We start from the raw sequence: 12459 nt of genomic DNA, 5'->3' as shown, positions 1-12459 counted from the left end.
AGGATGCCCGTCTCCGTGCCCTTGCTGGTCAAGGTGAAGTCGAACCGCACCGTCACCATTCCATCTTCCTGCACGACAAAGCTGCCTTGCCGCGTTCCGTAGGTGATCCCGGCATCAACACCGCCGATCAGCAGAGACGGGGTCCAGGTGGCCTCGTAGCCGCCCCAGACAGCCCTGCTACCGTCCGGCTTGCGGTTGCCGGCCCACGACACCTGCCCGCGCGAGCCATAGGCGACGATGGTGGCGGGGTTCTCTACGATGCAATCCCGCACCGACAAACTGGACGCGCCGCCGATCAGGGCGACATGCGTCGTGATGGCCGGGTTATCAGGAATGTAGACGCCGTTCAGGTTGACGCGGGACGTGCCCTCGGCGCGGAAGGTGCGCATATCACCCCCTGCCCGGCCCATGATCGGCAAGCGCCCGCCGTTGACCGTGACCACGCTGTCACCGCGCAGCCGAACGGCATTGCGGCCGGCATAGGCCATGCGGGTCATGTCCAGGTCGGCCACGTCGCTGTTGTTGACGTCCAGCGCATGGAAGCTGGACCGCGTTGCCAGTTCCAACCTGCCGACCTTGGAGCGGCGATCCGCGATGACGGTGGCGCCGGTCAGGATGGGGGCCGACAGCGGCGTGACGGATAGCTGCACGGCCCCGACGCGATGCATGCGCGTGGACTGCACCACCTGATTGCCGATGCGCAGTTTGACGCCCGTGGGCACCTGCGCAGAGGTGGGCGCGGCAAGCGGGATGATGTTGTCCGAGATGGTCAGGTCCGCCGCCACCGTGCCGATGGTGGTCAGAGCGCCGGCAATCTCCACCGCCCGGCTGTTCGGGCTGCCCCAGCCGAACGCATAGTTGCTGCTGTCCCCGGCGTTCTGGGCGTTGCGGCGGTCCATACGCTGATCCAGCAGATCGACCGACCCGGCGAAGTTGACCAGCGTGGCGCCGTCGCCTGACACGCCGTCCACCAGCACCCGGCCCCAGGTATCCTCGATTTCGATGGCGCGATGTGCACCGAACGAACTGAGGTTCTGGATGGTGACGCTGCCGAACACCGTGTCGATGAAGGCGGTGCGCTGATCGCCGGGAACGGCGTCCTCGGCATAGCTGCACTGCGGATTGTAGACGTTGATTTCCGCGCGCAACTGGCGCTGGATCGGCAGATCTGTGCCCGGCTCAACGTCGCCCGGATATTTCGCCGTGCCCATGCCCTTGATGTAAAGCTGTTCTGACCCGAGGGCCGAGTTCACGCCGGAAGCTTTCGGGCTGTAGATGTTGATGCCCTTCCACAGCACCGCCTTGTGGCGCGGGATGGCATAGGCGTCGCAGATATCGCCGCAGGAGATGGACCCAAGCGCCCCGCCGAAGTTGACCCCGGTCGCGCCGCCGGCCAAGCCGATGCTATCCACGCCGTAAACATCGGCCGGGCCGGTGCAGGCCAGATCGAACGGCTGCAAGAAATTGTGCCCGTCCCGATTATCCAGCGGCGTGATGTAAGTGACCTTGATCCAGCAGGCGTGGTAGGTTTCGATGATCCGTGCCAGCGTCTTGTCAGGCCCGAGCGTGTCGTCCAGGCTCTCGGGGGCGTAGCGGCAGCCCCAATGGACCAGCAGCGGCGCCGTGCTGGCGACGTTGGTCCGGCCCCACACTCCGATTTCGAAATAGGAATGCTCGACCCCGGCCATAACGGCCCCTTGGATCGAGGGGATGGACCGCTGGGTGATGGTGCCGCTCTCGTTGCGTTGCAGTGCGGCGCGCACCACCTTCGCCCGGATATGCATGCCGACCAGCACCGGCTGTTCATGCGGCATGTAGTAGTCGTTGATGCGCCAGACCGTGCCAAGCTGGCCGTTGCCGCCCTCTTTCGGCGTCGTGCGCGAGAACTGCCCGATCAGGCGGAACCCGTGGTTTCCGATCACGCCCAGCCCGGTGCCGCTCTTGAAGAACTCAAGCCCCGAGGTGGACCGGCCCGTCTCGTCCTCGTTGTAGTTGAGCCAGAGGACCGCGCCAAAATCATCTTCGGATAGCCAGCGCGTGGTCGGCCGGATGGTGCCGTCGATGAAATAGCGGCCGGGCGGGAACACCAGCGGCTGATCCATCAGGGCAGCGTAGAAATCGGCGGCGACGATGGCAGCCCGGTCATTGGTCCCGCCCGTGCGAACCAGCCCATAAGCGTCGGTCAGGACCCCGCCCGAACCCCGGATCTGCTGCAACTCGTATTCCAGATCCGCCCGCGCCCCGAAATGCTGCGGAGTGATCGGCCCATCCGGGACCAGCATGATCCCATCGGCCGAGATGGCAGCCGGGGTGTAGGCGATGGGGCCGACTGCCTGACGGTAATCGCCGACGCCGGCAACACTGATGCGGCGCACGTCGCCAAGGTTCGTCAGCGCAATGTCGGCGCGGGTCGCGAAGGGCACGAACGGCGGCAGTTGCGCGGCGGTGGCTTTGGCGTCGGCCTCGCCTGAAACCTCGACAGCGAGGTCAATATCGTCCTGCATGCCCGCCACGGTCGCGGCAGAATCCGCAGCGGCCTGCGCGTCCTCCGCAACCTGCTGTTGCAATGCGGCCATCTCCGACAGATTCGGGATAGGCAGGTTGATCAGCGGCACATTAACGGCGGTGACCTGCTGGTCGGCACCCCAGATTATGATCTGCATTAGTGCGTGACCCCCTCGATAGTATGCAGCGGGATATTGACCGAAGCGGGAATGGGCAGCTTTTCACCGCCTTTGATTACCCACACGTCAAATTTGTAAGGCGGAACTTTTCCCGACTCCGTGAGAAGCCAATCATCGGTTTCAGAGGTTACCGTGATCGTTTTTCCGACATCATCGACGCTGATGGTCAAGGGTTGACGGCGGCCCCAGATCCCTACATCGGCCTCGATACTGTCCCACGGATGGATTGCGCCCCATTCATCCTCATCGAAAATGAGGGTGGCTTTGAATGTGGCGCCGCGCTTGATGCGTGCTACCTGCATGCGTCACTCCATGCAAAAAAGGCCCGCCAAAAGCGGGCCCGGTCATAGTCTGATGGCGGGGTTGGTTAGGTCGGCATCGGGATCAGCGTGGCGACGGCCTGTCGTCCGCCCGGATCGCTGACCAGAGTATTATCCCGGTAGAGGCCGCCCATGCGGCCATATGGTGACATGAACGGATCGGTGCCGCCATTGGTGTGGCGGGCGATGATCGCTCCGTCCGCCCGCACTTGAATATCGGCATTGCCGCTGCCGTCAGTGGTGCAATGGATCGTGATCTGCCCCGCCCACGACCCGGAACCACTGGTTTTGATCGAGGTAGCGGCGAACACACCTGCGGACGCGCCACTTAGCACCCGCAGAATATCGGCCCCTGAGGACGCGCGCAGAGCGACGATGCTCATTTTGCGGCGCGACGGCCCGGTGTTCGAATCATTGGCGTAGACGTATTGGGTTCCGATCACGACACCCCACCCGACAGGAATGTTGCCGATCAAGGCAAGATTGGTAATCGCGCCGGCCTTCGGAACCACCTCGGGGCGACTATCCGCAAACTCGGGCAGGAACAGTTGACGTTCCGATGCAATGGAATAAGCGGAAACAGAAACCGGGTCGAACTGATCCACGATCAGCCATCCGCCAAATTCGACCGTTCCGGCCCCGGAGGCCCGGAAGCGCAGCCGTGACAAGCCGAACGGCAGTTCATTCACATAGATATGGTTCTCGGCCGGCCGTTCGGTGGTCGTGACCCCCGCATTGCCGAATCCAATTTCAACCCCCGCATCGGTCCCGGTTCCTGCAAGGCCGACATAGGCGAATGCCGGGTTTCCGCCCGAGACAACCGATCTGTCCGGGCTGACATAGACGGCCTTCCGGGCGCGATCCGACCAGACCCAGATTTCGGCGGCCATCGGAACCGCAGCCGCAGCGGTAAGTTGCGCCGAGAACCCCCAAGCGTTGCTCATATTGCGGTTGTAGGCAACCGTCACATCAGCCGAGAATTTTGCATCCTGCGGCCCGAGGCGCGAACCGTGCCGCACGTCGATCACCCGATGCTGGTAAATCAGCCGAGCCATATATCCGGCGATGAGGATGTGCGGCACATCGGTATAATGCACGCCGTCCGATTGCTGGTCACCGACCCGGTATTGGTCGGTGCGGTCACGCTGCCAGTTTTTCAGCATGGCGTTCGTGTCAATCAAATCGACCATCAGTTCGTCGGCCAGTTCGCGAACCGCATTAAGCAATTCGCCCTGATAGGTCGCCAGAGGACGCATCGGAGCCGCCGAAACCGGCCACGGCGTGACCATGATAGGAACCATGCCAGCAAGGCGGATCTGGTTGATATGGGCGGCATAGCGCGACTTGAACAGCGCCGGGTTCCAGTCGGGCAGCCCGTCATATTTGATATCGTTGGTGCCCCAGCAGGTCAGCACATACTGCGTATTCGGATACGGGGTGGTAATCTTTGCCGCAAGATTGTCCCACGCCCACCAGTCCGATACCCGCTTGCCGTTGTCGCCGCAGTTATAAACGGTGACGCTCTCGTTTCCAGTCATTGCCCGAAGGATGCTGCCCAGACGGTTCGGCCAGTTGTTGTAGGTCTCAGTGCTGTCCGTTCCTACGACCGTGCTATCCCCATAGCCGGCTAGATAAACCGCCTGCCCGTTCTGCGCCCGCACGCCAATCTCTGCAAGCGCGCCCCGATCATCGCGCGGCCAGTATGCCACTTCCAGCTTGACACCGCCGGCCGTAACGAGATGCGGCCTCGTTGCGGAGGACGACAGAACGCGGAACACAGCGCCCATATCTCGGGTAACGACAAATCCGCCAACAGAGACCGCGCCGTCGCCGCTATAGGACAAGCTGGTATCTACGCGCAGGTCTGGGATGCTGTCTATCCAGAATCCATCATACAGCGCGGCACGATCCGCCGCCGCCTCTGCCAGCGCGGCATATCCAACCGGAGCAAGGAACAGTTCCCGCAGGCCGCGCTTGTCGATGGGCTTTCTGGCGGTGGACCTGTCACCAACGGGCAGATCGCCAACGCCGCCGCGCCCGTCCCCGGTGAAACCCTCATGGTCGCGCAGAACCCGGTTGACCTTTTCTTCAAAACTCTCGGGCATCTCGCCTCCAATACAAAGGGGTCGCCAAAGCGATCCTAGGTCGCTGATGTGCTGTCAAGTCAGGGCGTGGTAATATTCGCAGGCCCGGCCGGCGTGCCCTCGACGCCGGAGACGTTGGCGGCGACAACCCAATAGTAATAGGTCGTCGCCGGGCTGATCGTGTCGTCCTGGTATTCGCTGATCTGGCCCGAGGCGCCGCCGGTGGTGCCGATCATAGTCGCGGTCCCGAAATCGCTCGTTCCGTTGCGGTAGATCCTGATGCGGGCAAAGGCGCCGGTCGGGTTGCGCCACGACAGATGGACATAGCCAGATCCGTTCGACGGGATCAGTTCGGTAGGCTGGCCGGGCGGGGTGGCGTCAACCTGGATGGTGATGCTGCCAAGACTCTCCCATTCGTCCACGCCCTCGAACGACCCGTTCCATCGCGCGCGCACGGCATAGGTTGCCCCGTCATTGACCGCAGTAGACGTAGCGATCAACCCCGACGATACCATTTTCCGCCATGTCCCTGCCTCGGGAAGGACCATGCTGTATTCGGCCTGCACTTCCAGATCGTCCCGGTCCGGGATCGGCACCGCAGCCACCTCGATCACCGCCTGCGCCGAGGTGCCGGTGGTATTGACGATGCGCTGTGTCACCACCGCATCCAGTTCGGGCGGCCCGTCCAGTTCCGGGGTGGGCGGCGCGACGATCAATTCGCCCTCTTCTTCGGGATCCCATGCCTCGGATGCGCGATCCACCTTCGCCAGTTCGATCCGGCATTCCAGATTGATCGGGTCAAACTGGTGGTTCAGCACCTCGTATTCCCCGACGATCTGCCGCCCGCTGCCATCCTCGGGCCGGTAGTCCAGCAGGATGGTATGGCGCTGGCCGGCGAAGCGCGGATAGCGCGCCTTCAGGCCGACAAGGTTGGTGACGATTTCGACCGTGGCGCGGTTGTCGTCGTGGATCTGCTTTTTCGCCAGCCGCCGCGCCTGCGACTGGTTCGGGCACATCTCCATGCGGTATTCGGCCGATACCTCGCCTTCCTCGGCCAGCCGATCCTCATCCCGCCACGGCTCCAGTTCGGTAATTGTGAACGACTGATCCTCGCTCAGAAAGAACGGGATCAGGACGTTATAGCCCTCGCGCTCGTTGATCGCCTCCCTGGTCACGATGGACGATATGTCCTTGGCCGTCAGCGTGGTGGCCGGCGTGCCGAAGCTGCCGCCGATCAGGCCGATCTTGCCGTCCTGCGTCTCATAGGCCCGGATGCCGCTGCTGGCATGCATGCGGTCCAGCACATCGACCGGGCCTTCGTCCAGCGTCCAGTAGCCCCAGAGCCGCAGGTTCGGCGACGTGCCCCCGGCCTTCTGCGTGATCGGCAAGTCTGCCACATCGGCCATGGCCTCGACGCTGGGCCAGTCCACCTCGCCCGACGCCAGCCGGTAGCCGTCCGCATGGGTCAGGTAATGCGCGATGACCAGCGCCGCATTGTCGCCGTAGGCCGAGGTGTTGCTGCGCGGATCATGGATCGCCTGCCCCTCGATAACCCATTGATAGGTGGTGTTGTAGCTCTTCGGAAAGACCTTGGCGAAGTCCTCGGCCTTGGGCGCCCTCGCTGTGACCAGGAACGTCGCCTGCCCTTGCAATCGTCGGGACGCGTCCCACGTCGCCGGGAACGCGCTGGACAGGATGCCGTAGTTTCCGCCCTGCCCCGAGCCGTTGCGCGTCCTGACCGTGACGAAGCCGGTCTTGTCGGTGCTGGTCACAACGCCGTTGCCATCGAGCGTGACCGGCTCCCCGTCGATCCAGAAGGCCACGAAGCTGTTGATCTGGCCGTGATTGACCACGACCAGCTGATAGAGCGTCCCGGATTTGGTGTGGAAGAATGCCCGGATGCCGCCGGCAAGGTTCCTGCCGACATAGATCCGCCGCGCCGCTTCGGTCTGGTTGATGACCGCCTGGATTTCCGAAACGGGGATGTTGATCTTTGGCGCCAGCAGCCGCGACACCCCGATGGCGATGGCGGCCGCTGCCACCTGCCCCACCGCCATGCCGATGCCGGCCGCGCCATAGAAGCCGAATTGAGCCACCAGCGCATTGGCGAAGATGGCGTTGAACCCGGCCGTGACCCATGCCGCGATAGTGCTGAAAACCGCCATTACTTCACCATCTGGATTTCAGCGATCCGGTATCCCGACCGCTCAAGGATGCGCTGCGCCCCGCCGCCGTTGCAGGTCATCTTGACGAGGGTTGCACCCTGCCCCTCTGCCCAGGTCTCGAAGGCCCGCAGCAGGGCCAGCCCGGATCGATCTTCGGCATACCAGCCGAGTTCGATTGCCACCGGAGCTGGGCTGATGACCGTTTCCGAGATGCAGCCCGCGATGAACCCGCCACCCGATACCAGGACCACGCCTCGGGGATCGTGGATCAGCCGGGCCAGCGTCTCGCCGGTCCAGAGGCGGTCCGCGCGCTGCGGGCCGTTCACTGACACGACAAGCCGTCCGATCATGTCGATGATGCGGGGAACGTCCTGCATCGTGGCGGGGCGGATCATGCGGACCTCATGAAAAATCCCCACCGAGGTGGAGCCGAGTTCTCATCTGTTCTGGATAGGCGAATCGTCCAGCCGCCGCTTACGGTTGCGGGGAGGGAGGAACCGCAATGAAGATCATACTTGAAGGGATCGGACCGGATATTTCATCGGTGCGCGAACACATCGACCCAGGATTGCGCAGGGCGAGATTCTACGTCGAAACCAAAGACCCTCAACTGTCTGACGGCCACGGTTCGGCGGAATTGACGATTATCGTCCGCCTCGGAGATACGACAACTCTTCGAGACGCCGAAGCACTCGCTCGGCAATCCGCTGTTCAATTTTTGCGACGAGCCGCAGAGGTGATAGACGGCGAAGATATTTCATAACGATCTCCTTTAGCTTCCTGGCACCCAGGTGATTGCCTTGTCCTTGAGCGTTGCCAGCAGTTCCAACCCGGTATCGCCCGGATAGCGGCGCTGCTGGTCGGTGTGGGTCCAGCGCCCGTAAGGCGGCTTGCCCTGCTGCGACATGCGCCCGTAGCATTCCAGTTCGATGGTGCGGGCGTCTGCGCTGGACGTGCTGGTCATGTCCTTCATGCGGCCGACGAACACGCTCATCGGATCGCCGATCAGCCGTCCCCGGTGCTCACCGTCGCGCTCGTCCGTTGCGAAAAGCTGATACAGCACCTGCACCCGGCGCCCGTTGACCTCGGCGCCCTGATCGTCGCAGAGCGCGATCATCTCGGGCGAGGCGTTCGGGATGGTGAACCGCACCATTCCCGCCGACATGCCGTAGGTCAGTTCCATGGCGCTGATCTGGATCACGTCGCCCGTGCCCTGATATTCGACCCCGCCAGCGGTCAGCGGGCCATAGCCGAGCCACCAGTTCTTGGGGTTCGTCTTGAAATCCATCTGGCACAGGATCGTGCAGCCGGTGACGCCCCGGCGCAGCACCTCGTCCGGTATGTCGTGGATGCTCATCAGAACGCCTCCACCAGCGACAGGGCCGAGGAACGGAAACGCCCCGTCCCGAGGCCGATCTGGTCGCCGGACTCCATCATCACCTTGAGCCGTAGCTGATCCACGATCACCACCGTCCCGGATGGCTGCGCTTCGCGGATGTTCGGCATGATCGAAACTCGGATCGCCGTCTCGCTCTCCCCGATTGAGGTAGTGTTGACCACCTGGTGCAGCCGGTCGCCCAGGCTGATGAAATGGCCCGGCCACAGTTGCGACATGGCCGGCTTGTCGATGTCGATATAGCTGGCCCGGTGAGCCGCTGCCGCGCGCAGGGTGAAGCCGTCGAAGGGCTCGCCGAGGAAGCCGACATGATCGAAGGTATAGGCCGGAGCCATGTCGCAGCCGGTCAGCCGCCGGCCGTTCTGGTCGTTCGGGCGCCATTGCGTGCAGACCGGGACAACGCAGGTGGTGCCGGCCGCGCTCATCTGGGTCACGAACGACGACAGGGCCAGATGCGACTGCATGTCATGGGCCAGCACCGTCATGTCCAGCCGCCAGAAGCCATTCAGCGCCGGCTTGGCGAAGGTCTCGCTGTCGATGTTCGTAAAGGGCTGGAAGCGCAGCCCCTCAAGCTTCGGCACCGAGGATTGCAGCTTGACCGGGAACGGAAACGATACCTGCATCAGCGGCTACCCCTGAGATATTGCTGGTCTGACTGGCGCCGATTGTTCGAGGCGATAGCCTGCGAGACGGTCAGGATCACTTCGTCCTTGGTCGCGTAGTCAGCCGACACCACCGCGCCTGGAGCGTTGTTGTTGATGGTGATCTTGGGGGAGCTGCCGCCCTGCCCGCGTGTATGATCAATCACCGTCTCATTGGGATGTAGAATCGCGGGGAAGCCGCCCCTGCCATCGATGCCGCCGCTGCGCGAGCCGTGGCCCGTGAAGCCGCCTCCATCGAAGGACAACAGCCCGCCGATGGTGCTGGAAAGACTTCCCATGCCCGGCAGGCCAAGAATCCCCTTCATGATCTGGGCCTTGGCAATCTCGGCCAGAAGAGAAGCCACCGCGTCCTTAGCCGAGGCCGACCCGTCGATGATCGAACCGAACATATCTTCCAGCGCATTCTTGCCGCGCTCGGTCGCACCCTTGATCTGGTCCAGCTTCTCGGCGGCCTGTTCGGCGTTCAGACCGGCAGTGACATAGGATTGCGCGAGTTGATCGATTTCCGCGCTCAATTCCGGGGTGATCTGCTTGCCGGCCTTCTGGGCAGCGTGCAGGAGTTCGGCGCGCTTTCGGGCATATTCCAGCGCATCGCCATAATCCTCGCCGCTTTCCGCTACTAGCAACAGAGACGCAGCCTCGACTTCCAGAGCCGCAGTGCGTTCACGGATTGCCTTTACCTCCTTGGCGTAGTCATCCAGTTGCTCTTTGCGGCTGCGGCCGCCAGATCCGCCCTTCTTGCGACCCTTGGAGCCGCCCTTGCCGGGCGCCGCTGGGTGATCGGCAATGCTGACCGGCTCGACACTTGGCGCAGACGGCGGCGGGGTGTAGCCATCCAAGCCGATGAACGTCCCGGTGCTCATCATGTTGGCCCCAGGGAAATACGAGGGCAGCGCGGCGGCTTCGGCGCGCACGGCGGCAAGTTCCGAGCGGACCTCTGCCAAACGGGACAGAGCCTCGCTGTTGTCGAAGCCCATCTGGGTATTGTTCTCTATGGCAGCTTGGAGGGTTTCGATCTCGCGTTCGAGCAGATCGATCTTGTCCTGGGCCTTTCCTACATCCGGGTTCGTGACCCTGTTGAACCATTCTTCCGCATCGGTATCGCTCTTGAAAAGGTCGGAATTCCCGATTGAGTTCAGCCAGTCTCTGCCGGCCTCATCAGCATCACGAATGGCATCCGCGATGTCTTGGAGTTGGGAAATAAACCCTTCGGCGTCGAACCGATCCAGACCGGAACCCAAGCTGCTGATACCCTCGGCAAGGGCTGCCGACGCGCCCGTTGCCTTGTCAAACTCGCCCACCACAGTCACAAGGCTGTTGCCGAGCCGCGTGAACGCCTGCCCGACTGTGGTCTGCGACGTTTCAGCCTGCCGGCGCAACTCGCCCGATCCAGCCTCGAAAGCGCGGAAAAATGCAGTGCTGGAAACCTGACCGTCAACCACCAGCTTGCGAAGCTCGGCCACGGAACCATTCGCCTCTTTCAAGCCGCGCGCCACGGCCTGCGCAATCGTCGGAGTTCCTTCAAGAATCGAGTTGAATTCCTCGGCCCGGACCACACCACCGCCGAGCGCCTGCGAAAGCTGCAAGAGCGACCCGCTGGCGCTGACTGCATCAGTCCCGGCCACCTTGAGTGCGACCGCGATCCCATCCGTAAACCGGATCAGATCGTCCCCGGTGACGCCCAATTCCTTTTGGGTCAAGGCCAGTTTGGAATAAAGATCGACCAGAGAATTGATAGGGGCCGAGTTTCTCTGCGCCGACCGGAACAGTTGGTCATAGACGCGCGACAGTTCCGCACCCTCAAGGCCGGCAACGCGCAAGGAGTTCTGCATCTGGGTGGCCGCATCGGCAAGGCGCATATACTGCCGCACCTGCTGTGCAGCAACGCCGCCGGCAAGCAATCCGCTAACGCGAACCTGATCTTCAAGTGGCTGCGCGATCCCCGTTATGCGCCGGACCCCGCCTCGGCTGCGCCCCCAGCAGAGGCGGCGCGCTTTCTGCCGGTAGAGATCGTCGCGGAGACCAGGTCTGCCCCGGCGGCACCTGCCGCCGAGAACCACATCGAGATCGAGCTGGCGGGCGGTCACCGGATGCGGATCAGCGGCAGCTATGATCCTGAGGCGCTGGCGCGACTGATCCGGGGGCTGTCGATGTGATCCCGGTTCCGGCGAACACACGGGTCTGGCTGGCGGCAGGCGTCACCGACATGCGCAAGGGCTTTGCGGCCTTGGCGGCACAGGCCGAGGCCGTGCTGAAGCAGGACCCGTTTGCCGGGCATCTGTTCGTGTTCCGGGGCCGTCGTGGCGATCTGGTGAAGGTCATCTGGTGGGACGAGCAAGGGGCTTGGATGTTCATGAAGCGGCTGGAGAAGGGGCGGTTCGTCTGGCCCTCGGCCAAAGAGGGCAAGGTCGCGCTGACGCCTGCGCAGTTGTCGATGTTGCTGGAAGGGATCGACTGGCGGGCTCCTGAGCGGACGTGGCGGCCTCTGGCAGCCGGGTAATCGAACGCCCTACAAGAGAAGGATTCCCACAAGGAATCCCGTGGGATAAACTTCCCGCATGCTCAGTCAGACCCTGACCTTGCCGGAAGACCCCGAGGAGTTGCGCAGCTTCACCGCGCGGCTTCTGGCCGAGGTGAAGGCGCAGGCGATCCTGATCGAGAAGCTGCGCCACCAACTGGCAGGCCATCGGGCGCACCGGTTCGGGGCCTCGTCGGAGACGGCGGAACAGCTGCAACTGGCGCTGGAGACCAGCGAGATCGCCGCCGCCGCGATGACGGCCCGGATGAAGCTGCCGGACATCGAGGAGAAGGACAAACCGAGGCGCCGTCCGATCCCGGACCACATCCCGCGGATGGAAGTGGAACTGACGCCCGGCGCCGATGCCTGTGCCGATTGCGGCGGCCGCCTGCGCCGGATCGGCGAGGATGGTGAGGCACGAGCCCGCCACCGGTCCGAGGGCCGTGCCGAACGAAGAGCTGGAGTATGTGCCGGGCCGCTTCATCGTGAACCGTATTGTCCGGCCCCGCCAGACCTGCACCTGCTGCGAACGGTTCGTGCAGGCCCCGCTGCCCTCGCGCCCCATCGAACGCGGGCGCCCTGGGCCGGGTCTCCTGACCCATGTGCTGGTCAGCAAGTATGCGGATCATC

The 12459-nt window shown here is 63.3% G+C and carries 12 protein-coding genes and 1 pseudogene; 5 read left to right on the top strand and 8 right to left on the bottom strand.

The genetic code is table 11. The features are described from left to right. The 5 genes from BLT64_RS24965 to BLT64_RS24945 all read right to left on the bottom strand — a co-directional run. Positions 1-2663, bottom strand: a 2663-nt coding sequence (locus BLT64_RS24965; protein ID WP_074810747.1) for a hypothetical protein, incomplete at its 3' end; no start/stop codon positions are given. Then, positions 2663-2986 (bottom strand): hypothetical protein, encoded by a 324-nt coding sequence (locus BLT64_RS24960; protein WP_011749839.1) that lies wholly within the window; start codon positions 2984-2986, stop codon positions 2663-2665. The genes BLT64_RS24965 and BLT64_RS24960, both read right to left, overlap by 1 nt. A 65-nt stretch (positions 2987-3051) precedes the next feature. Continuing rightward, positions 3052-5109 (bottom strand): SGNH/GDSL hydrolase family protein, encoded by a 2058-nt coding sequence (locus BLT64_RS24955; RefSeq protein ID WP_011749838.1) that lies wholly within the window; start codon positions 5107-5109, stop codon positions 3052-3054. Between the two features lie 59 nt (positions 5110-5168). Next, positions 5169-7253: a phage tail protein gene (locus BLT64_RS24950; protein WP_011749837.1), complete on the bottom strand. Its 2085-nt coding sequence runs from the start codon at positions 7251-7253 to the stop codon at positions 5169-5171. After that, positions 7253-7648 carry a hypothetical protein gene (locus BLT64_RS24945; protein ID WP_011749836.1) on the bottom strand — a complete coding sequence of 132 codons (396 nt, stop codon included), beginning with the start codon at positions 7646-7648 and terminating at the stop codon, positions 7253-7255. Before BLT64_RS24945 ends, BLT64_RS24950 begins: the two co-directional genes overlap by 1 nt. A gap of 107 nt (positions 7649-7755) precedes the next feature. On the opposite strand from BLT64_RS24945, the gene BLT64_RS26665 reads away from it, so the two are divergent. Continuing rightward, the gene (locus BLT64_RS26665; protein ID WP_011749835.1) at positions 7756-8016 is read left to right on the top strand and encodes a hypothetical protein; all 261 of its coding nucleotides are present in this window, start codon (positions 7756-7758) and stop codon (positions 8014-8016) included. Positions 8017-8025: 9 nt separating this feature from the next. Here BLT64_RS26665 and BLT64_RS24940 read toward each other — a convergent pair whose 3' ends face one another. The 3 genes from BLT64_RS24940 to BLT64_RS24930 are packed head-to-tail and all read right to left on the bottom strand — an operon-like array spanning position 8026 to position 11131. Next, positions 8026-8610 (bottom strand): YqhG/Tai3 family protein, encoded by a 585-nt coding sequence (locus BLT64_RS24940; protein ID WP_011749834.1) that lies wholly within the window; start codon positions 8608-8610, stop codon positions 8026-8028. Next, positions 8610-9272: a hypothetical protein gene (locus BLT64_RS24935; RefSeq protein WP_011749833.1), complete on the bottom strand. Its 663-nt coding sequence runs from the start codon at positions 9270-9272 to the stop codon at positions 8610-8612. The genes BLT64_RS24940 and BLT64_RS24935 overlap by 1 nt, the downstream gene beginning before the upstream one ends. Next, positions 9272-11131, bottom strand: a complete 1860-nt coding sequence (locus BLT64_RS24930) for a tape measure protein (RefSeq protein ID WP_041530366.1) — start codon at positions 11129-11131, stop codon at positions 9272-9274. The genes BLT64_RS24935 and BLT64_RS24930 overlap by 1 nt, the downstream gene beginning before the upstream one ends. On the opposite strand from BLT64_RS24930, the gene BLT64_RS27545 reads away from it, so the two are divergent. From BLT64_RS27545 to BLT64_RS27865, 4 genes and pseudogenes are all read left to right on the top strand, one after another. Continuing rightward, a complete protein-coding gene (locus BLT64_RS27545) occupies positions 11081-11467 on the top strand; it encodes an IS66 family insertion sequence element accessory protein TnpB (RefSeq protein ID WP_232290606.1) in 387 nt (128 codons plus the stop codon). The two genes, BLT64_RS24930 and BLT64_RS27545, sit on opposite strands and share 51 nt — an antisense overlap. After that, positions 11464-11811, top strand: a complete 348-nt coding sequence (gene tnpB / locus BLT64_RS24920; RefSeq protein WP_011749831.1) for an IS66 family insertion sequence element accessory protein TnpB — start codon at positions 11464-11466, stop codon at positions 11809-11811. The genes BLT64_RS27545 and tnpB overlap by 4 nt, the downstream gene beginning before the upstream one ends. A gap of 58 nt (positions 11812-11869) precedes the next feature. After that, positions 11870-12112 (top strand): annotated as a pseudogene (locus BLT64_RS27870) (transposase domain-containing protein); the annotation flags it as partial. 79 nt (positions 12113-12191) lie between these two features. After that, the coding region (locus BLT64_RS27865; protein ID WP_371862691.1) for an IS66 family transposase zinc-finger binding domain-containing protein at positions 12192-12459 on the top strand (268 nt) is incomplete at its 3' end.

It is taken from the genome of Paracoccus denitrificans, from assembly GCF_900100045.1.
Taxonomy (GTDB): Bacteria; Pseudomonadota; Alphaproteobacteria; order Rhodobacterales; family Rhodobacteraceae; genus Paracoccus; species Paracoccus denitrificans.
Note: the sequence above shows the minus strand (reverse complement) of the source record. Positions and strands in the feature narration are given on the sequence as shown.